This window comes from Gorillibacterium massiliense, from assembly GCF_000455485.1.
Lineage (GTDB): Bacteria > Bacillota > Bacilli > Paenibacillales > NBRC-103111 > Gorillibacterium > Gorillibacterium massiliense.
This window is the reverse complement of record NZ_CBQR020000164.1, coordinates 16,351-36,632: the sequence shown is the minus strand read 5'-3', so window position 1 is coordinate 36,632 and position 20,282 is coordinate 16,351. Positions and strand designations below refer to the sequence as shown.

22 protein-coding genes and 1 pseudogene are annotated in these 20,282 nt (G+C 46.8%); 5 read left to right on the top strand and 18 right to left on the bottom strand.

Annotated elements, in window-relative coordinates:
* Window positions 1-116: 116 nt before the first annotated feature.
* The 9 genes from TJ79_RS23305 to TJ79_RS23265 all read right to left on the bottom strand — a co-directional run bounded on the left by TJ79_RS23305 (window position 117) and on the right by TJ79_RS23265 (window position 8,247).
* Window positions 117-1,721: a M56 family metallopeptidase gene (locus tag TJ79_RS23305; protein WP_040952750.1), complete on the bottom strand. Its 1,605-nt coding sequence runs from the start codon at window positions 1,719-1,721 to the stop codon at window positions 117-119.
* On the bottom strand, window positions 1,714-2,094 hold the full coding sequence (locus TJ79_RS23300) for a BlaI/MecI/CopY family transcriptional regulator (RefSeq protein ID WP_040952749.1): 381 nt from the start codon (window positions 2,092-2,094) through the stop codon (window positions 1,714-1,716). The genes TJ79_RS23305 and TJ79_RS23300 overlap by 8 nt, the downstream gene beginning before the upstream one ends.
* 99 nt (window positions 2,095-2,193) lie before the next feature.
* Window positions 2,194-4,596 (bottom strand): GH36-type glycosyl hydrolase domain-containing protein, encoded by a 2,403-nt coding sequence (locus TJ79_RS23295; protein WP_238323122.1) that lies wholly within the window; start codon window positions 4,594-4,596, stop codon window positions 2,194-2,196.
* 103 nt (window positions 4,597-4,699) lie between these two features.
* Window positions 4,700-5,269 carry a DUF2231 domain-containing protein gene (locus TJ79_RS23290; RefSeq protein ID WP_040952747.1) on the bottom strand — a complete coding sequence of 190 codons (570 nt, stop codon included), beginning with the start codon at window positions 5,267-5,269 and terminating at the stop codon, window positions 4,700-4,702.
* A 100-nt stretch (window positions 5,270-5,369) separates the two neighbouring features.
* Window positions 5,370-6,206 (bottom strand): M56 family metallopeptidase, encoded by an 837-nt coding sequence (locus TJ79_RS26340; protein ID WP_052339911.1) that lies wholly within the window; start codon window positions 6,204-6,206, stop codon window positions 5,370-5,372.
* A gap of 3 nt (window positions 6,207-6,209) precedes the next feature.
* Window positions 6,210-6,626 (bottom strand): BlaI/MecI/CopY family transcriptional regulator, encoded by a 417-nt coding sequence (locus TJ79_RS23280; protein WP_040952746.1) that lies wholly within the window; start codon window positions 6,624-6,626, stop codon window positions 6,210-6,212.
* Between the two features lie 127 nt (window positions 6,627-6,753).
* A complete protein-coding gene (locus TJ79_RS23275) occupies window positions 6,754-7,158 on the bottom strand; it encodes a VOC family protein (RefSeq protein ID WP_040952745.1) in 405 nt (134 codons plus the stop codon).
* A gap of 146 nt (window positions 7,159-7,304) precedes the next feature.
* Window positions 7,305-7,766: a GNAT family N-acetyltransferase gene (locus TJ79_RS23270; RefSeq protein ID WP_040952744.1), complete on the bottom strand. Its 462-nt coding sequence runs from the start codon at window positions 7,764-7,766 to the stop codon at window positions 7,305-7,307.
* Window positions 7,767-7,809: 43 nt separating this feature from the next.
* Complete coding sequence (locus tag TJ79_RS23265) at window positions 7,810-8,247, bottom strand: HIT family protein (RefSeq protein ID WP_238323120.1); 438 nt, start codon at window positions 8,245-8,247, stop codon at window positions 7,810-7,812.
* Between the two features lie 319 nt (window positions 8,248-8,566).
* Here TJ79_RS23265 and TJ79_RS23260 point away from each other — a divergent pair, with 319 nt between their 5' ends.
* The 4 genes from TJ79_RS23260 to TJ79_RS23245 all read left to right on the top strand — a co-directional run bounded on the left by TJ79_RS23260 (window position 8,567) and on the right by TJ79_RS23245 (window position 14,142).
* Window positions 8,567-10,051: an aspartate aminotransferase family protein gene (locus tag TJ79_RS23260; protein WP_040952743.1), complete on the top strand. Its 1,485-nt coding sequence runs from the start codon at window positions 8,567-8,569 to the stop codon at window positions 10,049-10,051.
* A complete protein-coding gene (locus TJ79_RS26335; RefSeq protein ID WP_052339910.1) occupies window positions 10,048-11,184 on the top strand; it encodes a class II aldolase/adducin family protein in 1,137 nt (378 codons plus the stop codon). The genes TJ79_RS23260 and TJ79_RS26335 overlap by 4 nt, the downstream gene beginning before the upstream one ends.
* 104 nt (window positions 11,185-11,288) lie before the next feature.
* Window positions 11,289-12,452, top strand: coding sequence for an MFS transporter (locus tag TJ79_RS23250; protein ID WP_238323119.1), 1,164 nt, complete (start codon window positions 11,289-11,291; stop codon window positions 12,450-12,452).
* A 19-nt stretch (window positions 12,453-12,471) separates the two neighbouring features.
* Entirely contained in the window at window positions 12,472-14,142 is a 1,671-nt protein-coding gene (locus TJ79_RS23245; protein WP_081757113.1) for a xylulokinase, read from the top strand.
* Window positions 14,143-14,149: 7 nt separating this feature from the next.
* Here the strand turns inward: TJ79_RS23245 and TJ79_RS23240 are convergent, their stop codons facing one another.
* The 6 genes and pseudogenes from TJ79_RS23240 to TJ79_RS23220 all read right to left on the bottom strand — a co-directional run bounded on the left by TJ79_RS23240 (window position 14,150) and on the right by TJ79_RS23220 (window position 17,568).
* Complete coding sequence (locus TJ79_RS23240; protein ID WP_337588963.1) at window positions 14,150-14,773, bottom strand: SAM-dependent methyltransferase; 624 nt, start codon at window positions 14,771-14,773, stop codon at window positions 14,150-14,152.
* A 287-nt stretch (window positions 14,774-15,060) separates the two neighbouring features.
* Window positions 15,061-15,318 (bottom strand): annotated as a pseudogene (locus TJ79_RS28700) (hypothetical protein); the annotation flags it as partial.
* Window positions 15,319-15,441: 123 nt separating this feature from the next.
* Window positions 15,442-16,050 (bottom strand): uracil-DNA glycosylase family protein, encoded by a 609-nt coding sequence (locus tag TJ79_RS23235; RefSeq protein ID WP_040952741.1) that lies wholly within the window; start codon window positions 16,048-16,050, stop codon window positions 15,442-15,444.
* Between the two features lie 69 nt (window positions 16,051-16,119).
* Entirely contained in the window at window positions 16,120-16,362 is a 243-nt protein-coding gene (locus tag TJ79_RS23230; protein WP_238323118.1) for a hypothetical protein, read from the bottom strand.
* A gap of 121 nt (window positions 16,363-16,483) precedes the next feature.
* Window positions 16,484-16,987, bottom strand: a complete 504-nt coding sequence (locus TJ79_RS23225) for a GNAT family N-acetyltransferase (protein ID WP_040952739.1) — start codon at window positions 16,985-16,987, stop codon at window positions 16,484-16,486.
* A 44-nt stretch (window positions 16,988-17,031) separates the two neighbouring features.
* Complete coding sequence (locus tag TJ79_RS23220) at window positions 17,032-17,568, bottom strand: 5' nucleotidase, NT5C type (protein ID WP_040952738.1); 537 nt, start codon at window positions 17,566-17,568, stop codon at window positions 17,032-17,034.
* A gap of 199 nt (window positions 17,569-17,767) precedes the next feature.
* On the opposite strand from TJ79_RS23220, the gene TJ79_RS26930 reads away from it, so the two are divergent.
* Window positions 17,768-18,109 carry a nitrous oxide-stimulated promoter family protein gene (locus tag TJ79_RS26930; protein WP_081757109.1) on the top strand — a complete coding sequence of 114 codons (342 nt, stop codon included), beginning with the start codon at window positions 17,768-17,770 and terminating at the stop codon, window positions 18,107-18,109.
* Window positions 18,110-18,343: 234 nt separating this feature from the next.
* On the opposite strand, the gene TJ79_RS23215 is transcribed toward TJ79_RS26930, so the two are convergent.
* The 3 genes from TJ79_RS23215 to TJ79_RS26330 all read right to left on the bottom strand — a co-directional run bounded on the left by TJ79_RS23215 (window position 18,344) and on the right by TJ79_RS26330 (window position 20,026).
* Window positions 18,344-18,709 carry a DUF4180 domain-containing protein gene (locus TJ79_RS23215; RefSeq protein ID WP_040952737.1) on the bottom strand — a complete coding sequence of 122 codons (366 nt, stop codon included), beginning with the start codon at window positions 18,707-18,709 and terminating at the stop codon, window positions 18,344-18,346.
* Between the two features lie 120 nt (window positions 18,710-18,829).
* A complete protein-coding gene (locus TJ79_RS23210) occupies window positions 18,830-19,537 on the bottom strand; it encodes a metallophosphoesterase family protein (protein ID WP_040952736.1) in 708 nt (235 codons plus the stop codon).
* Between the two features lie 54 nt (window positions 19,538-19,591).
* Complete coding sequence (locus tag TJ79_RS26330) at window positions 19,592-20,026, bottom strand: ribosomal-processing cysteine protease Prp (protein ID WP_052339908.1); 435 nt, start codon at window positions 20,024-20,026, stop codon at window positions 19,592-19,594.
* Window positions 20,027-20,282 lie beyond the last annotated feature (256 nt).

Below are 20,282 nucleotides of genomic sequence, written 5' to 3'. Positions count from 1 at the left end.
CAAAAAGAAAAATAGACATCCAAACCAAGGTCAGTTTGAATGTCTACTTTATAGTCAATTAAGCACTTTGCACCTAAAAGGAGAACCCGTTATTGATAAAAGCGGCGGCCCTCTCATTACTGAAGCTTGCCGAGTTCAGCGGATGTTCCCCAATTTTCCAGCTCCTTGCCCAACGACTCCGTGCTGCGGCTCAATTCGCTTAGATCGTACTTTGCGGCGAAGTCTGCCCGATGAAACGTGAGATGAACTCCATACGCTGACTCGTCCAGTTCATAAGCTGATGATGTGTTTCGAAAAGCAAAGGTGATATCGTCCACATTATCGATCATGGCGAACAAGACGAGAGCATTCTTGCTGCAAATTACGGCCAGATCCGAATTCGGACCGAAATCGGTTGGAACGGAGGCTCTGGGAACATTGGAACTAGCCGTCGGTTCATAAAATGCCGTAAGTCCATAGGGCTGCCGGGCTGTTTGCAAAGCCAAAAAATGCTGAACGTAGAAGGGATCGGGAGAAAGAAGTTGCGCAATCAACCGGCCATCTTTCACGTGATTGCCCACGTAGGGGTTCCTGTCTTGGGCAATTCGATCGAGATCGTACCCTGCATATAAAACCACTGGAGGCGAAACTGACCCACGGCCTGTTTTCGGCGTATTGCCGTTCTGACTGCCGGATGCTGTCACCGCACCTACTACCAGTGCGCTGCCGACTAACAAGATCGCAATGGCTAAAGAGACGATCGTAACCCTGCTGCTTTTTGGTTGGGACCGCATAATTGCGGCCAATCTTTCCTTCAGATGCCGCTTTTGTTCGCTCATCGCCCCGGAAAAGAGTGATCGTCTCGTTGATCCCAGAGCCGCCATAGCGATCAGCGTATTCCCGTATCCTTGTTTTTCATGGGCATTCATTTTCCGGATGACGGACTCATCGCAGCTCAGCTCACATAACCGGTCGATTTCTTTAGCGGCATAGTGAACAAGGGGATTGAACCAGTGCAGACAAAGAGCTGCCTGTGTCAACCATTTGTAACTCAAATCCATCCGTTTAAAATGAGTGAGCTCATGCAGGCAAATATAGCGCAGCTCATCGTCGGTGTAGGTGTGGTTCGGCAATAGAATAGCAGGCTGCTTGAATCCCACCAGCATCGGGGTCGTGACTAGCGGATTCAAATAAAACTCCACATGCCCGCGTAGGCCCAGTTCCCGTCTGCATGTTTCCAGAACGGACCGCATGTTTGGTGACGTGACCGCTGTGTTGCCTACCTTTAGCCGGTTGGTAAACCGTTTGTATCCTATCCAGCGGTATAGGAACATGCCGATGGCGCCGATGATCCAGACCCGCCACAGGTAGGGCCATAGCTTCCATACAAGATGATCTTGCTTTGGCTGATCTTGATCTGATGCATCCGCCACTTTTTCCGTATGAGTATTTGAAACCGGCAAAGAATCTGTAACACCCTCGTTTGACTCTACAGCAACAGCCGGAGCCTCCGAGAAACCAAGAGCGGAATGAACAGCCCCGTTTCGCTCAAGCCAGCCGCCTATGACATTCGGCTCCAGTGTGACCGGCAGCAGTAAGCGCGCCACGACGATCAGCCAAATATAATACTGCCATGTGTGAGAAAACCAGCGGCGAGCAAAGGGCCTCAGCGTGAGCAAAACAACCGCGATTAGCGAACCTGAAACCGACAGGGATAGGAAAACGGCAAACCACTCACGCATCTTGCCCCTCCACCTTAAAAAACGCCTTCAGCTCATCCACATCATCTTCGCTTAGCTTACCGCCGTGACAAAGAGCGGCGACCAAATTTTTTACACTGCCTTTGTACAGCTTGTCAGCCATTTCCTGCATTTGAAAGGCCGTAAAATCCGCCTCAGTTATATTCGGTGAATAATAGAGGACATCCCGCTTTTCGGCGTTGATCACCTCTTTATCCTGAAGCCTGCGGATTAACGTCAAGATAGTCGATTTCTCCCAGCCTTTTTCCGCTTGCAGCTCGCTGCGGATGGAGACCGACGATACAGGCGCATCTGATCTCCATAAAATCTTCATGACCTCAAGCTCGGCATTGGATATCTTCTCGGCCAGCTCCATGGTTTCAGCACCTCATTTCACAGTCTACAATTGTAACCCACACTCAGTCTACAACAGTAAACCGTTAGCTGTCAACCCATTAGCGGAAGCCGCCGAAACCTATTCTTTAGCTTCAAAAGGAATATTCACCTGCACCGTATAGCTGACGCCGGGCTGCAAATCCTTGATGACTCCACCCTCAGCCCTGCGACCATCGAGATACACTTCTATTTCTTGCACGCCTTCCGCCCGTGTCATTTCTATGGCCAGTTTCGCCCCGCGAAATTGGCGCTTCACTGTAGCCTTTTCCCAATGGGAAGGAAGCTGTGGCTTGATTTGCAGCCCCTGTCTGCTTCCTTTCAGCCCAAACAGCCCGTCGATCAAAATCCGATAAACCCATGAAACCGTACCTGTGTTAAACAGGTGGCTGGATCGGCCGGCGGTGCGGGGGAATTGCCGGTAGGCGCCGCGGTAATAGTTAGGGATGAAAACAGGCAGTTGACCCCGTCTGACGAAATCATCAACGTCCGGGCCTGGGATCATTTTCCGAAGCAGTCGATAGGCGTTGTCCTGTTCCTTTACTGCGTACAACCCATAGATATAGAAAGCGGCGGCATGATTATAGACAGCTCCGTTCTCCGCCGTTCCCGGATGCTTTTGGGTCACACGGCCCACATCTTCCCGCATCGCCGTATAAGAAGGGGCCAGCTTTTCCACACCATATGGGGTTTCCAACTGCTTGCTTACTTCATGCAGGAGCTTCTCGCGCTTCTCCTTATCAGCAGCACCGCTTAACAGCGCCCATCCTTGCGGATTGATGAAGATGCGGCCTTCCTGATCCTTGCTGATGCCGAAGGGCACATTATCGTCCGTTATGCCCCGAATATACCAATCCCCATCCCACAGGTAGCGGTTGACCGTTTCATTGGTTTTCTCCGCTTCTTCACGGAAATCTTTCCCGGCATCCAGCCTGCCGCTTGCCTCGCAAATATTCGCCCAGACCGAAAACGCGTATGCCGTGGCGATGGTCAGCCAGCCGGAGACGCCTTTTCCTTTGTAGCCCACCATATTCATCGGGTCGCACCAATCGCCTTGATTGATATAATTCAACCCCCGCTCGTCCCGGTCGCCAATCAGCCAGCGCATCGCCCGGTCGATGTGCTCCGCTACGGTTGCCGTTTCCTCTTCGCCGGCATAAGCAACGACTTCCTCCAGGATGGAGTAATCGTCTGTTTCGTCCAAATAAGTGTCCAGACAAATGGGCAGCCAAACGCAGTGATCCGTATGGGGCACCTGGTTGATATATTTCAGTTCGGCTTCCTCATGCAAAATAATGCCGTCCGGCATCGCCCCACTTGCCTTTTGCTGGCTTAGCGCCGTGAGAAAAGCGGCTCGGGTAACGGACGGAGTGATGTAGCTCATCCCCATATTGTCTTGAAGATAGTTGCGGGTTTGGGGATCAGTCGTCAGCCGGTTGGTTATGCCATGGTAGTACATTTGCCGGGGAAGCCAATGGTTCACCATGTTGTCCAGTCCGGCGTCCGGCGTGTCGATTTCGATGCACCCACACCCTTCATTGATATATTCCGCATATTCCCGCTCAGCTGATTCGAAACCGGTTTCCCCGTCCACGTTCTTATGCAGGAAATACGTTTCCCGAATACCGGCGATTTCCGCTTCCGTTTTCGCCGGACCGAAAAGAAAACGGTATTCCCGTTCCTCGCCGGGCGCAAGCTCCAAGCGGTACTGCAAAACGGCAGCCGGCATTTCATAGCGGGCGTCACCGTTTGCCAAGGAATCGTCTTGAATAGCCGACGGCAGAGTGATGCCGCCTTCTCCTTCGAAAGCTTCTTGACTAACCTCCCAGGAGTAAGGCTTTTGATCGGCAAGCAGGAACGTTTTGTCCTTCAGCTTTTTGATCTTGTCGTATTCCTGGTATTTCTGGTACGGCGATATCGAAGAGCAAACGATGCCTTGCAGATCATCTTTATATTCACCGGATTGATTCATCCAGCTCATGTATCCTACCGAGAAATAGGGGTATATGCTCAATTCACGTTTTTTGCCCGCAAGGTTGGTCACCTTAATCCGCCACTGTTCCAACGGGTCCTCCTTCGGCAGGCTTAAGCTCATTTCAATACGAATGTCATGATTCTCGACCTTCCAGGCAATCGTATGCTTTCCCACCGTAAACGTATATTGATCCGGCTGCGTACGAACCGGTTCATAAGGAGCCGAAAAAACCGCCCCGCTCTCCTCGTCCTTTACATATACAAAACGCCCCGGGTGATGGGCATAGTAGGGCTGCTCCGGCTGCATGAACGTCTTCGCTTCCAAATTGGGGGCATGGGAGTACTTCGCCGGCTCCGGCTGCATAAACTGAGCCACCGCATATCCGCGGCAATTCATATGGATCATCATCCGCTCATTCCACAGAAACCCCGAAGCCTTCGGCAGCAGCGTCGGACTGGTCAACTCATAGCTTTTTTGATTGTCAGATGGTCCAAACAACATCTTCGTCATCTCCAAATCCGGTTTCTCTTTTCATTCGACAGGTTGCATGTCCTTCTTATCGTATCACGAAATCGTACCGGCAAAAAAAGAAAACGGCATTTCTGCCGTTCTCCTAAGGGTTTGTCGAATTTGCCGGTTGAGCGGTACCGTTGTCTCCCGGTGCTTGACCGCCTGTTGCCTGCCCGCCGCCTTGCATGCGATCCTGCCCATTTTGGCCGGGACCGCCGCCGCGCATCTCACCTGTTCCGCCGCCCAATTGCCCCTGCTGGAATTGCCCTGGATTAAAAGGGCGATGTACCATTTTACCGCCGAGATGGCCGGTATACATAACGAGAACCACAGCTACCAAAGATGCGATCAAGTAGATGGGGGAACGGCCGACGTCTTTCTTCTTCCACAGCCAGATGCCTATGCGCACCACGCAAAGTACGATCGCCAAGATCATCGTTAGTTTTCCGTACATCTCATGGGTTTCCACGTCCGAATTCCGCATCATCTGCGGTCCCGTCAGCACTGCAGCAATGGTACTTAACGTGCCGACAACGAGGCAGACAAGTGCGGACGAATGCCATTCGCGTTTTTTCCAAATCAACCCCGCAAGGTCGAACAAGAAGCTGAACAGTAACAAGACGATAGGGAAATGAGTGATGATAAAATGCTTGTTATCCCAAATATAGTTCATGCGGTTCTTCCTCCTCGTTTTTACACTACGTTATGTAGTTTTAATGTGTTAAGGAAAACGCCATTGCCGATCCTGCGGCAAGACGCATCCTATTATCCTGCTAAAAAAGACCGAAAACGACGAACGTGAAAATGACAACGGAGATGCAGCTGGCAACTACTGGCGGTCGGAAAGCCGGCTTAAACTGCGGATCCATCAGCTGTTTGAGGCGAAGATTGAGGGCCGTGCCGGCGAAGGAAACATTGCCTAATGCCGATGGGGTCCCTTGGCCCCGTTTAATAAGAACGAGCAATGCCCCTCCAAGTCCAGCTGCGCTGCCTGTTGTTTGAACCGCGTGACGGTCGGCCATCAGCTCGATGAGCACCTTATACTTGTCCATCACCCATTTGTAAATAGGAATGTACCAAAACGTCAATGCCAAAAGGGATAGCAGTAACATCGCCAAAGGATGCTTCTTCATCAGATGGAACTTCTCATGGGCAATGACCGCACGCAGCTCGACAGAGCTTAAAGTGCTGATTAATCCTGTCGACAACACGATCCGCGGCCGCAGCACGCCAATGGTCATTGCAACAGGTTCATTATGATCGATGACGGTCAAGTCCATTGGAGATAGTCCGTGTTCAGTACAAAGGAGCCGTTTCCGCTCTTCGTCCCCTAGGCGAAGCTCCAGCTTGCGCCACCGCAAGCTTGCGGCGATTTCTCGAATAACTGCGCCGAGAGAAATCATGAGCGTGCTTCCCACTAAAAAGATCATCAAGTTCATCCTCACGGGCATTCCGATGAACCGCAAATACTCGATACATAGATTAAACAGGTTCATGGGCATCCGGATATGGAAAAGGAACTGACCCAAAAACATCGCAAACTGCACAAAAACCATACCCGCGGTTAGCATGACGAAGATTAGCATCCAATTGGAACGCTTTTCCCACATGGCTTACTGCTCCTCTTTCCATTTTTCAATTTGCCGTTCCAACTGCTTGAGCAGCTCAGGATCCACTTGCTCCATGGCATCAACCAAATGGGTGACCGCCAAAGAACCGAATTCTTTTACCAGATCGTAAGACAGTTCCTTCGACTGTTCCTCAAGGAATTGCTCTTTCGTAGCAACCGCGCTGTATTTGTACGATTTCTCCGACAGTTTTTTTTGCAGGATGCCCTTATCCACCAACCGGTTCATGACGGTCATGATTGTATTGAAGCTCATCGTTTTCTCTTCATTGATTTTCGCGTTGACCTCTTTAATCGTCACTGGCTGCGCTTCGCTCCAAATCACCTCCATAACCTTGGCTTCAAGTGGGCCGAAAAAGCGGTTTAACCCGCTGCCCTGGAACTTAAACGTGTTCACTCTCACTGCTATGCACTCCTTTTGTCGGTACACTACAAATTATAGTGTGGCGCAATCTCCTTCGTCAAATCAGATGGACAACAAAAAAAAGCAACCCCCGAGGGCTGCAAGTTTCGGTTATTCTTTCGGACAGTTACTTTCCTTGCGCTTCCGTGCTGATTTGCCACTTGATGCCGTACTTATCCTCCAACCGGCCGAACAGCGTCCCCCAAAACTGCTTTTCCAAAGGCATTATCACTGTGCCACCCTCCGACAAGTTGGAGAAAGCACGTCTAGCTTCATCCTCCGTATTAAACTCCAAATTCAAATCATATCCGCTGGTTGTTCCCGGCGGCTCATGCATCGTATCGGCGATAAAGAACGCCACGCCGGCGGCCGTGAAGGTCATGTGAATGATTTTTTCCTTCATCGCCTCGTCCGTGCCGGGGGCTTGTCCATATGTCATTTGGTCGCCAATCTCACCGCCGAGGGCTTCCACATAAAACGCAGCTTGTCCTCTTGCGTCATTGGAGTAGAAATAAGGTGTCAGTTTTGCCATCTGCGATCCACATCCTATTACGGAATTTTCGGAGTCCCTTCTCAGCTTGCTATTATCCATTATCCCCCATTTTCCATTTGCCTAGCCCGAATTCTCGTCCAGTTTGTCTTTTCCAACTCCATCCCTCAATCCGGTCCCAGTACTCACTATTTTACATTTTGCAATTGATAGGTTCTAGGGTAAAAGCCGTACTTTTGATAGAAAGAAAACACAGCCTCATTCCCGTACATCACGCTGATGCCAATATCATTTACTTGATGATCCCGCAGCCAATCCAGAGCGTTTGTCATCAGCTTATCGCCGATCCCGCATCCCCGGTAACCATCCAGAATATAGATCGAATCAATCTCACCTTTATTAAATTCATCGATGCTGCTAATACAATAGCCCACAGGATGGCCCTTTTCTTCATCCAGCGCCAGACAGATATGCACGCTCCCTAGATCTGCCTTCGCCTTTATCTCGCTCGTGCGTTGTTGAAATTGCTGCCTGGCAATAGCCCCGGAAAAATGCAGCGAATGCTGCGCATGATGATCCCGCAGCCCGTACCATAACGGCTCTACGGCGTCCAAAGCTTCCAAACCTTTCTCTATAAAAACAAGTTTCACAGGCCGCTCCCTCCAATACAAGGACCGAAGATCATTTTCCTTTTTAGAGATGGCTCACTATCGATATTTTTCGTTTCTGCAGCTCTTCAAACAATCTCCGCTTCATATCAAGCAGTTCATCCGGCGCGGGCTTCGCTTCATCCGCATACATCACCTGGCGATCCGTCCACCAAACCGGATTCTTGGGATTAGGCTCGGTAAGCCGGCGAGGAAAGAGGTGCCAATGTAAATGGGAGTCTCCGTTTCCTAACAATTCATAATTCAATTTATTCGGCTGAAACGCATGATAAACTGCTTCCGCCACCTCGCTCATTTCCAAAAGAAAACGTTCCTTCATCTTTGGTTCTAGATCATGAAGCTCATGTTTATGCTCTTTGCAGAGAAATAACGTATACCCTTGAAAATACTGATGATCGCCGATGACCACATATCCGCTCTCAAGCTCCGCGACAAAATAGGGATTCACGCCTTCTTGTATCATTCGGATTCTTTCACAAATCAAACAATGCTCCATTCCTATTCTCTCCCCTATGCTATTTTCCGGAATTGCCTGGCCGCCACCCGGTGTCTTGGCTCCACTGGTCATGCGTCCTCCCTCCAGATTATACAGGAAACCTCTTCCATCGGGTTCAAGTTTTCTTTTATGCGTTATTTCGACATATTTCGAACCCGCTTTCAAAATATTCTTTATCTTTTTATTTTTTCAAAATACTAATACTAAACTAGATAGTTTTACCATATTAAAGAATAGATTGCTGCATCCGCACCGCCTATCCGAAAAAATGGAGGTTTTCGTCTTTATGGATCGGTCTTTTGCCATATCCAAATACCCAGATGTCCATATCATTACCCACGGGCTCGACGAACTGATCAAATTGCCGATTTATTCGATCAAACCCGATGTTTTAAAGAAGATTGAGGAGGAATATTTTGATCAGAAATGTGCCAAATCGAAAGAGATGATCGAAGAGGCGAAAGAGGTCATTCCCGGCGGCGTACAGCACAATCTGGCGTTCAACCATCCGTTTCCGCTTGTGTTCACCAAGGCGGAAGGCGCATACCTCTACGATATCGACGGAAACCGTTATTACGACTTTCTTCAAGCGGGTGGACCGACGGTGCTGGGCAGCAACCCCATCGAGGTGCGGGAAAAAGTCATTGAGCTGTTGAACGACTGCGGACCATCCACCGGACTTTTCCATGAATTCGAATATAAACTGGGTAAAAAAATCGCCGATCACATCGAGACGGTGGACATGTTCCGCATGCTAGGTTCCGGGACGGAAGCGTGTATGGCAGCGATTCGGGTGGCGCGGCTTGCTACCAAAAAGAAAAACATCATCAAGATGGGCGGCGCTTACCACGGCTGGAGCGATCAATTGGCTTACGGCATCCGCATCCCCGGTTCCAAATGGACCCAAGCCCATGGCGTTCCACGGTACATATTTAAACATACCCAGGAATTCTTCCCCAACGATCTTCATGATCTGGAGAAAAGGATGCGCCGAAACCAGCTTCGCGGCGGTACCGCAGCCGTCCTGATCGAACCCGTCGGTCCGGAAAGCGGCACAAGGCCAGTCGACTATGATTTCAATAAAGGCGTGGAAAAACTGTGTAGGAAATACGGCGCGCTGCTGATATTCGACGAGGTAGTCACGGCGTTCCGCATCGGGCTTTCCGGCGCTCAAGGCTATTACGGGGTATCTCCTGATTTGACGGTATTCGGCAAGGTGGTAGCTGGCGGATATCCGGGAGCCGGCGGTTTAGGCGGCAAAAAGGAATATATGAAGTACTTGGCGGCTGGCATTCAAACCGGCGACAAACACAAAAAAGCGCTGATCGGCGGAACCATGGCCGCCAATCCTTTAAGTTGCGTAGCTGGTTACTATACCCTAAGTGAAATCGAGCGTACCGATGCTGTCCGCAAATCGGGAGAGATGGGCGATTATCTTACAGAAGGATTGCAGGCTCTCATCCAAAAATACAAATTACCCTTTGTCGCTTTCAACCAAGGCTCAATTTGCCATCTTGAAACCGTAGGAACGATGCATTATGCCATCGATTGGCTAAAACCTTGGCGCATCCCTGCTATTCTATCAGAAACCTCAAAGCGGAAAAAAGAAATGGAACACATGGGCGCCGCCTACATGGCGGAAGGCATCGTTACCTTGGCGGGAAGTCGGCTGTACACCAGTGCTGCTTACACAAAAGAAATGATTGATGATGTGCTGCTGCGGTTTGAACGGGTTTTTCAAAATATCGCCCAAATCGAGGAACGCCCATGATTTCCATTGAAGAAGCCAAAGAGAAAGTGATCAAGGCCGGGATCAAGCTGGTGGAAACTGGACTGATCGCCCGCACTTGGGGAAATGTAAGCCACCGAATCGACGGAGGGCAGTTTGTCATCACCCCCAGCGGGAGGGAATACCGGTCTCTGAAGCCGGATGATATCGTCTCCGTCCGAATCTCCGATTGCAGCTACAGCGGAAGCATCAAACCTTCCTCGGAAAAAGGCGTACATGCCGAAGTCTACAAGCGATTCCCGGATGCCATCTTCGTCATCCATACCCACCAAGAATATGCGTCCGTCATAAGCGCTTGCGGTATAGATTCCATCACGGTGAAGCCTGGCTACGACCTTGCTGGTGAAATCATCTGTGCGGAATACGGACTCCCCAGTACCAAAAAGCTTCAGCGCAACGTCGCCGCCGCTCTTCCCCGTTCCCAAGGAACAAAAGCGGTTATCATGAAACATCACGGTGCTCTCGTCTACGGGGCCGATGATGTCGAAGCATTCCGGGTGGCCATGGAGTTGGAAAGAGTTTGCCGCGACTACACAGCCGCGGAATACCGGAAACAAGGCACAGATACCCGCTTCGAACAGGAAGATCGGGTAGCCGGCAGAAAACCGTATCTGGTCAGCCGTCGCATGGAGGAAGGATTCCTGTTGATGGATGGTGATAAAGAACTCAAGGTTCGGTTTGATGAACGCGAATCCTCTTTGCCGGAAGAAGCGGAAATCTATCGGCAAATCTATCGGCGGCATGCGCCTATCCGGTTTACATCTTGGAGCGTCAGTCCCGAAGTTCTCGCCTTTTCCCGCTCCGAGCAAACCTCTCTAAAACCGTTGCTAGATGATTTTGCACAAATCGTTGGCACATCTGTCAAGGTTGTGGAGAATTCCCCTGCCGAAATCTCTTCAGCCTTGAAACGGGCTTCAGCTGTATTCATCCGAGGTGCCGGAGCCTTGATCAGTGGAGGAACGGAAAGCGATATGGCCGCAGTAGGCATGGTGCTGGAAAAGAACTGCAAAGCCTTCTGGGGCGCCGGTTTATTCGGAACGCCAAAGCCCATTCATCCTATTGAAGCTCAATTGATGCGTTTCATCTATTTGAAAAAATATTCGAAGCAAGCCTGATATCATACCGGGAAGGCGGGATTTCAATCACACGCAGCGGTCAAACCCTGATCAAATGGATCATTCTCTTCTCTATCGTCCCGATCATCGTATCGACGGAAATCATGTGGCTTTCTTTAGCGCCTGTTTCCAGTTTGGCGGAAGAGTTTTACGGTGTTGGCAGCATGTCGATCAGCCTGTGTTCCATGAGCTACATGATCATGTTTATTCTATTTTCCATTCCCGCTTCTTGGGTCATCGACAAGTTCGGGTATCGAACCGCCTTGGTAACCGGAGCGGCGATTACCGCTGTATTCGGCTTGTTGCGGGCGATATTCGCCGATACCTTCGCCTTCGTCCTAACCGCTCAATTCATCCTGGCCATCGGCCAGCCCTTCCTGCTTAACCTCTCGACAAAAGTAGCCGCCGATTGGTTCCCTCCCGGAGAGAGAGCCACGGCGGCGGGAATTTTGACTCTGGCGCAATATATCGGTTTTGTCGTTCCGATGGCTGTAGCGCCGATTGTGGCAGAACGATCAGGCATTCCCGACATGTTCATGCTCTTTGCCGTCATCGCCATCGTTTCCGCCTGCATCGCTATCCTTTTTGCAACCGTGAAATCCCCCTCCGCTTTTGAAGATGATCTCCCTACGATAAAAGAAGAGTTGCGTCCGGGCTCGCTGCGGCACCTTTTTACTAATAGACCCTATGCCCTTATCTTGTTCATCAGCTTTATCTCCATCGGCATATTCAACACTCTGTTGACCTTACTGGAAACGATCCTCAGCCCCCGCGGGTTTTCATCCGAACAGGCCGGCGTCGTGGGAGCGGTTTTCGTAGTTGCTGGTATTATCGGGGCGGTCGTGCTGCCGATTCTTTCCGACCGGCTAAGAATCCGGATACCTTTTTTGGTTACGGCTATCGTCTTCCTCATACCGGCATATATCGGGCTCACCTTTGTCGGCGGCTTTTTCCCTGTATCCGTTATTGCCGGGATCGCCGGATTTACGATCATGGGGGTGGCGCCGATTTTGTTCCAGCACGGCTCGGAGACGGCATACCCCGTTCAAGAAGGCACATCCCTCGGAATCATCCTGATGATGGGCCAAATATCCGGTATCGCCTTTATTTATCTGTTCGAAGTTCTCGCTCATTCCACAGATTCCATTATCTGGCCCATGCTTTTGTTTGTTGCCATGACAGCCGCAACGCTACCCTGCGCCATGCGGTTGAAGGAGTCCAAAATTTCGGCGCCCGCGAACAAATCAAACCTCTCTCAAGAAGGATAATGGGAAAGTGGGGCATGGCATGGACCATTATGTGATTACCTATGATGTCGGTACATCGGGCGTAAAAACATGTCTTTACCGGATAGCGGAAGCTTTGACCCTTGCTGGTTCCGCCATGGAAGGCTACGATCTTTCTATTTTGGAAAATGGCGGTGCCGAGCAGAACCCGTCCGATTGGTGGAAAGCCATGGGAAAAACAACCGCACGGGTGCTAGCCGAACCGCATATCCCTGCGGAGAGCATAAAAGGCATTTCGTTTTGCGCCCAGATGCAGGGACTGGTTCTAGTGGACAGGCAAGGCGAGCCGGTGCGCATGGCCATGAGCTATATGGATCAACGGGCAAAAAAAGAACACCGGGAAGGCGTCATGCACGGACTACAGATTGCTGGAGTTAACATTTTTAAGCTCTTGCAATCCCTTGCCATCACCCGTGCAGTTCCTGCCAGCGTGAAAGACCCGGTGTGGAAATACAAGTGGGTGCAACGGAACGAACCGGAGCTTTTTCAGAACGTCTACAAATGGCTTGATGTGAAGGAATACCTGTTATGCAAATGTACGGGCGAGTTTGTGATGACCGAGGACAGCGCCTATGCGACCCTTTTATATGACGCGAGAGAGGGTAAAAAAGCCTTCAGCCCCCGGCTGTGCAAACTGTTCGGTGTGAACCTCGGTCATCTGCCGAGAGTCGTTCCATGTGCGGAAATGGTCGGGCAGCTTACGGCGGAGGCGGCAGCGGAACTGCAACTGGCCGAAGGCACCCCGGTTTTTGGCGGAGGCGGCGACGCTTCTCTCATCGGTGTAGGGGCAGGCGCTGTAGAGGAGGGCGATACCCATATCTATTTCGGCACGTCCGGCTGGGTGTCCACTGTGGTCAAGAAGCAGGTGCTGGATGTCACGAATATGATCGCTTCAATTGTAGGAGCAAGCCCCAAAAGCTATCAGTATTTCAGCGAACTGGAGACCGCGGGAAAATGCCTGGAATGGGTGAAGAACCATCTGGCTCTGGATGAAATCGGCATCTATCTGGAAAAGAAACACATTTCCGAATCTCGGGAGTCCGTTTACCGCAGTCTTTACGACTACATGATGCACGCCATCAAAGACATTCCAGCCGGCAGCAACGGCGTCATTTTTACCCCATGGCTCCACGGAAACCGGTCTCCCTTTGAGGACGCAAATGCCCGCGGCTTATTCTTCAACATCAGCATCGAAACGGGAAAAACGGAGATGATCCACGCCGTTCTGGAAGGTATTTGCTATCATTTGAGATGGCAGTTGGAGGCTCAGGACCTGAAGATCAGCACGTCTCGAACCATCCGTTTCGTCGGTGGCGGCGCTATATCCCCCAAAACGTGCCAAATCTTAGCCGATGTCCTCGGACGGGAAATCGAAACCGTCGCCGACCCGCAAAATGCCGGAGCCGTAGGTGCAGCCATCATTGCTGCCGTTGGCCTTGGGTTGATCGGCAAAGTGGAAGACGCTAAAGCCCTGGTACAACTACAAGCGAAGTACACGCCAAACCCGGTGAACAAAGCAACCTACGACACCTATTTTCGAGTGTTCAAATCCCTCTACAAAAATAACAAAAGAGCCTTCGGCGCGTTAAACGGCCCGGCTCTTCATGTGGCTAAGTCCATTCTTGTTTCGGAACCTAACATTCCAGTGGATCAGAGGACAACATCCCTTTAATAGGTATCTAGTCCCTGTATATCCTTAGAAAAGAATTTGCTCCTCTTTGAAATTCATAACGAGCCAATCTCTCTTCCGTCTTCCACCCGAGTTCATGAACAGCCTCCTTAATGGCATCCAAATTCTCATATCGATTGCTCATCAGATCAACCAACGGGAAGATCCGGACTTCCTTCTTCGTTACCCGTAAAAGCTCTTTTATCACCTGAAGATGAAACGAAAAATCCAAACGATCCGCGTACATGAACAAGAAATGCGCCGATAAGGTCAAATCAAATTGTTCGTCGGAAAAAGGCAGGTCCGGCAATACACAGGGGATGTATCGATCAGGCGAAATCTTCATATGAGCGATGCAATCCTCCAATGCCCGCTGCCGATTGCTCTCTAAACTCGCTATATCCTCAAAGGTTTCCCATACAAAGTTTTCTTTCGCTTTTGCCAACCCTGATACAGCTTGTTGAATGTCCTCCTGTCCCTTGCCATACAGCTCATCAACAGGATGAAAATAAGCCAAATCAATCGCTGTAACATCACCGCCTTTTGCATTAGCCACAGCGGTAAACGAACATGCGCCAGCCGGCGCATCCAATATTTTCAACCGTGGGATTTCCTCAATAGTTAAATCGAACATCTTGATGTATTCCTCGAATGTTCTTCCAATGAAAATAATCTTTGACAATTCTAACCCTCTGCTAACTCCGCTCATCTCAACTCGACCTCATCTCATCATTTTTTTAGTTTATTGTTAATACTGGCTAACAGGGAAATAATCTCTGCCATACCAAGTAAAAACACTCACGCCGTTGTATTGCGGTTACGGTCAGAATAATCCAGCTCGTATTTCTCCAGATCACGGTTCAAGTTCAGCACCTCTACCTGAGTGCAGCTTCGTTGACCAACACTGCAAATCCACAAAGGTTAGCTCTCTAGGTTGCTCGCTAGATATGGATTGCCACGCCCTTCATCCCACGCTTTTAGCAGTTTCTCCGCCTTCAGTGCCAAATCACGATATGGCATAGCGCTCACTTCCACATGATCGAATTTATATCTGAAATGTACGCCATTCTTCAGCACTCGCAACGCTCCCAAGTGCTCATCGTTCAGTGCCCACACGACTCGTTTGATATCTGCAAAAATAATGGCTCCTGAACACATGGGACAAGGTTCAACGGTAGAGTATAAGGTATTCTTTCATGGGTTACCTGCTTCTACTGTTCAAGAATTTTTTCAAGCAAAAGTGCTTTCCCGGAAATAAAGGCCGCAACTCGAATTACAGGGATATTTTACCGCATCGTCGCGTCAATTGACACCGGCATATTCGAATGCGCTTTTTATATCTTCAGCTATCATGGACCTCTTGCTCTTTTCTATATTGAAGCTGTCTCCCGTTTGGGTGTAAGACGGATAGAAGTGAATACCGTTAAAAATATATGCCTGATTTCTGATTTTATAGGTCGAGCCGCTAGGGATTACATTGACCCCATACTTCCGTTTAAATATGTACTGGATCGATTTGATCGCGAAATCTCCCATACACATGATCGACTTAACGTTCACAAACAGGGCAACCTCTTTTTCCAAAATGAAACTGCAATTTTTAATTGTACCAGCAGAGACTAAATAATCTTTCTTGCTGCATTTTATAGCTGTCGTCAAATAGATGGGCATCGCTTTTAGTTCGGCAAGAGAGTTTATGTAATATCCTGAATCGGCCAAAGCTTGCTGAGTCGTCTTAAAAAACGACGCCTCCTCAGTCGTATAAAAATAATCGTCTATATCCTTTGGTAGTGCTTCAGAAATCATGATTACTTTTACGTTCTCACTTGAAATATTGACCGATGGTTCATAAACTTCTAGATTTACATCTTTGCACTTCCCTTTACAATCCAAACAATGACCAATTGACAATATAAGAACCTCCAATCTGATTTAAATTACAAAAATATGATGGTCTTCGCACGGCTTCAAAGTCCCGACTTATTCATCCTTTTTTATCTTGACGCATTTCCTGTATATTACAGTCTGCTCAGATGTATAAACTTTTCTTGCTATGGTCTTGTTCATCGAAGTGCCCTTTATTTCATAAAACTCTGTCCCATCAGGTGCAGGACATTCTGAGTACTTGCATAAAATACCACCATACTCTTCGATCGCCTTTCCGATATTCTCGGCGGGTATTTCCTCATCATAGAATCCATAAATGTAATGATTTATTTTCACGGAATACAAAAAATCTTCTTCGTCTTCCTTCTCATTACACCCAACAAATAAACTGAATACGAATATACAAATGGTTAGCTTAATAAATGTTCTTATACCTTTCACTCCTATCTCTTAAAACTCATCGTTTAAATTCTTGAAAAACAATAATATGTTTACCTTCTAAGCCTTCTATCTCGACAACCTCTTCGCCCTCAGAGTATTTGATATCAGTTTGGTTATAAAACTTCTTCCAAAAATGTACAGCTGCCTTATTTGCCTTCAATTGCTCTACTCTTATTTTTCCTTCCAGCTTTTCTAATACTAATTCAACCGCTTTTCCAGCTATTTGATTTCCCCTGTATTTCTTTAAAACAAACAATTCTTGTATCGAATAATCTATTCCATCCGAGACAAATGGAGCTGAGCAAATCAAAATAAATCCGACAACTTTATCATCTTTGATGATGAAAAAAGGTTGCAACTCATCCCTTTCGAGATATAAGTATGTATTCGTTGGATCAAACTTCCCGTCTTCTTTAAGTTCGTCGCCATTGTATTCAGATAAGTCATACAAATACAAGTTATACAAATTCAAAAATTTTTCTTGATCTTCTCTTTTCATTCTAATAACTTGGATCTTCATAAAATCCACCTTCTTTAAATCATATTTTCGGTAGTGTGTTGTATTTAATTTCTTTCGTCATTTCTAAAAAAATCTCGAACTTCAAGCCAATTATTAACCCGAATAAATCCTGTTTCATACATGTTGTGAGGAGCGGAAAAAAGTAATCCTTGTCCTCCAAATCTTCCAAAATGTCTGGAGCTATCATCAATTAGGTAATCTGCCTTAATGATACTTTTATCCCCACAAAAAACAAAATGCATTGGCGAGATAAAAGGAAAATGCTCACTTAGCCATTCGAATTTGGCTTGAAATGATGATGGATGCTCCATTGCAGCTGTTGTAATGAAAATCTCGTAAAACCTACTTAATTCTTGAATTACCTCCTGACTCCCTTCCATAACCTTCAAGTCGCGAAAGAAACTTGGATCATTAACAAGATCTATTATTTCCTGTGAACGTTCGGAACGAATCTTCCAAAGTCTTGTCCCCTTCAAATCTTCAAAACGAATTGAATCATTATATTTAGAGTTATACAAATGGATGTGCTTTGAATGAAAATCAGCCATTACTTCATCCATATCTATTGCTATTCGCTTCATTATTATCACCCACAAAGTGTTCAATTTATAATTAGGAAGATTTCAAGTCGGCCGCAATGCGGTTAGATGGCGAAGGGCACTTCCGCATATATCCATTAGACCAGCGTAAAAATGCCTTAATGATGTAAAAAGTCCTGCCGCTTTTCTTTATCAATTTGATGGTATTATTAGTCTATAGTCATTGAAAGGATCTTCATATATGAGTGAAAATTCAAAACGTCAGTTGAATGATGGTCCTAAAATCCGAAGAGAAAAAGATATTGTTTTAAAAATGATACGTTTATATTGTAAGAAAAAGCATCGTCATAAAGAGTTATGCAAGGAATGTCAGGACATAAATGATTATGCTTTGAAAAGACTATCCCTCTGCCAATTTGGCGAAGAGAAACCAGCTTGTGTAAAGTGCCCTATTCATTGTTACAACCCAGAATACCGACAAAAAATTAGAGGAATTATGCGTTTTTCAGGTCCGCGGATGCTTCTACATCATCCAATTGAGGCCATTCGGCATATCCCAATACCAAGTAAGAAAAGAAAATGAGATCTTCCTCAATGAGTTCCCCCTCAATATCCATATTGCATTTCGAGAGTTTCACCTACATTCCACAACTCCATTTTTATCCACTATTATATATGAACTGCCAAAAATCGAAAATGAACTTCTTCATGCCATTTCGATTAAAAAATGAGGCTACCCCGTAAGGCCTGTGTTTTAGACCTTAGGGATAGCCTCATTTTTTATCCATAGTTCAACTGAAAATCTGGCTCCTGCAAACTAAATCGAACTCAATTTTTCCATAGCCTGCTCTTCACTAGACAAGAAAAAGATATCCCTTCCATTGTTACTCTCATAAATAAAATCCTTTAGACTCTTACTCGAATATGACGCAAAATCACCAACGATTGCAATTTTTGTTTGATAATTAATAAATTTTTGTAGGATTTCCCCAGCAAGGCGTGTTTTCAAGTCAAAAAAATCTTCACTTATCGCTGACTTGTTTATAACGATCCGATTGCAATCAACTTCATATCTTACAGTCGCCATTAGATCCAAGGCAGACTGAACATCGGTAATCAATATTTCATTGCTGGAAACAACGGCTATCTCTGCTCCATTAATATTTATTAGGTTAATATTCATAAACGTCCTCCAGTTTTTGGTCTTATGAGCCTTCATACCAACGTCTCGTAATAATATCACATAAGTTTGATGTATTCACGAACCCGAAAAGCTTAAGGTGCGCTAACGCCATCTCCTCAATCAAATCTGTCCTCCATGAAAAACCTTCAATATAAAATCACTATCCGGAACCCCTAATTCCCTATATGACCATAAAAATTTAGAATTATCGTAAGGTACCTCTACAACCTGTGTTTTTACTGCCTGCTTACTAATTTGAACAATCCCATAACGAGCTACTGGTTTGTGATAACAACCTAATGACCCAGGGTTAAAATAAACAGCTTTCGGCGTAATAAAATCATGCACAATATGATGATGACCAAAACAAACTAATCTCATTGCCTCATCCTTATATAGAAGATCCAACTTCTCCCCAGTTGGCACATTGTCTATTGGCAGGAATTTATTTTGTTGATCTAAGTGATAGTGCACAAAAAGACAACCATCAATTTCTATCCTTGGAGGCAAATAGTCTAAGAATCGAATGTAATCCTCATTCATTCGTTCAGCCAACCATTTATGATGAATGCGGACATGCTCATGCCCCTCAGGTATCTCTCGATCATAAAATGCCGCAACTACAGCATTGTCGTGATTCCCTTGTACAAAAGAGATATTCTCTTGCTCCCATAACAAATCAATCACTTCTTTACTGTTTGGACCGATACCGACAAGGTCTCCCAAACAATAGATGTGTTCAATATCTCTATTTCTTATATCATATAAAACAGCACGAAGTGCTGGGCTGTTACCATGGATATCTGTAATAATCGCATATTTCTTCATACGCACGCTCCATATAGACTTTCCTCTCGAAATGCCTCGGGCATAGCGAGCGTTTTATTTGAAGACTTTAAACAGTCCTGATTTTTGATTTTCATATATCTTTTCTATTGTTATATGGGTATCTCCATACGTATTTTGGATACTTTGTAGTCCGATTTCTAATGACTTCAATAAAGTGATTGCCTCTATACTTCCTCGGTTTTTCATTTGTAGGTCTGGTAATATACACTTTGAGTAGTTCCTTTGCATCTCTGCTTGAACATCATCTTTAGTTAAATGGTTTAAGCTATGTATTGTATTTATGATTAGTGCAGAAACTCCGGCTGCGATTATATCAAGTCCAAACTGAGTGAAGCCCGTTTCACCATTCGCAACAAATCCATACAAGGTAGACTTATAGTTAAAATAAAACCTGATCAAAAACGGTTCTCTCTCTTCGCCAAGTATTGATCTTTGCATATCAATTTCTTCTTCGACTGGCTCGTACATTTATACCTCCTTGATATACTTGATTAAGATTATTCTCAAGGGACCTTTGCGAATAGTCTTCTCGAAAGGGTGATCTTCTTGGTATTTTTCCACCAAAACCTCAACCAGAGTTTTACTCCGTATACCAAGCTGTTGAGTAACCTCACGATACGGCATATCCCCCTCTAATAATGAGGTTCAATTGCCTTTATTTTACTCCTTAGGGTAACAAACGTTCTACATCCTTTTTTCTCAAAAAAATCCCCTCCGATAAACA

What these genes read in the sequence shown, in the direction of transcription:
- TJ79_RS23305 (WP_040952750.1), bottom strand. Translation starts at nt 1,721, where the DNA reads ATGCGTGAGTGGTTTGCCGTTTTCCTATCCCTGTCGGTTTCAGGTTCG.
- TJ79_RS23300 (WP_040952749.1), bottom strand. Translation starts at nt 2,094, where the DNA reads ATGGAGCTGGCCGAGAAGATATCCAATGCCGAGCTTGAGGTCATGAAG.
- TJ79_RS23295 (WP_238323122.1), bottom strand. Translation starts at nt 4,596, where the DNA reads ATGACGAAGATGTTGTTTGGACCATCTGACAATCAAAAAAGCTATGAG.
- TJ79_RS23290 (WP_040952747.1), bottom strand. Translation starts at nt 5,269, where the DNA reads ATGAACTATATTTGGGATAACAAGCATTTTATCATCACTCATTTCCCT.
- TJ79_RS26340 (WP_052339911.1), bottom strand. Translation starts at nt 6,206, where the DNA reads ATGTGGGAAAAGCGTTCCAATTGGATGCTAATCTTCGTCATGCTAACC.
- TJ79_RS23275 (WP_040952745.1), bottom strand. Translation starts at nt 7,158, where the DNA reads ATGGCAAAACTGACACCTTATTTCTACTCCAATGACGCAAGAGGACAA.
- TJ79_RS23265 (WP_238323120.1), bottom strand. Translation starts at nt 8,247, where the DNA reads ATGATACAAGAAGGCGTGAATCCCTATTTTGTCGCGGAGCTTGAGAGC.
- TJ79_RS23260 (WP_040952743.1), top strand. Translation starts at nt 8,567, where the DNA reads ATGGATCGGTCTTTTGCCATATCCAAATACCCAGATGTCCATATCATT.
- TJ79_RS26335 (WP_052339910.1), top strand. Translation starts at nt 10,048, where the DNA reads ATGATTTCCATTGAAGAAGCCAAAGAGAAAGTGATCAAGGCCGGGATC.
- TJ79_RS23250 (WP_238323119.1), top strand. Translation starts at nt 11,289, where the DNA reads ATGTGGCTTTCTTTAGCGCCTGTTTCCAGTTTGGCGGAAGAGTTTTAC.
- TJ79_RS23245 (WP_081757113.1), top strand. Translation starts at nt 12,472, where the DNA reads ATGGACCATTATGTGATTACCTATGATGTCGGTACATCGGGCGTAAAA.
- TJ79_RS23240 (WP_337588963.1), bottom strand. Translation starts at nt 14,773, where the DNA reads ATGTTCGATTTAACTATTGAGGAAATCCCACGGTTGAAAATATTGGAT.
- TJ79_RS23225 (WP_040952739.1), bottom strand. Translation starts at nt 16,987, where the DNA reads ATGAAGATCCAAGTTATTAGAATGAAAAGAGAAGATCAAGAAAAATTT.
- TJ79_RS23220 (WP_040952738.1), bottom strand. Translation starts at nt 17,568, where the DNA reads ATGAAGCGAATAGCAATAGATATGGATGAAGTAATGGCTGATTTTCAT.
- TJ79_RS26930 (WP_081757109.1), top strand. Translation starts at nt 17,768, where the DNA reads ATGAGTGAAAATTCAAAACGTCAGTTGAATGATGGTCCTAAAATCCGA.
- TJ79_RS23215 (WP_040952737.1), bottom strand. Translation starts at nt 18,709, where the DNA reads ATGAATATTAACCTAATAAATATTAATGGAGCAGAGATAGCCGTTGTT.
- TJ79_RS23210 (WP_040952736.1), bottom strand. Translation starts at nt 19,537, where the DNA reads ATGAAGAAATATGCGATTATTACAGATATCCATGGTAACAGCCCAGCA.
- TJ79_RS26330 (WP_052339908.1), bottom strand. Translation starts at nt 20,026, where the DNA reads ATGTACGAGCCAGTCGAAGAAGAAATTGATATGCAAAGATCAATACTT.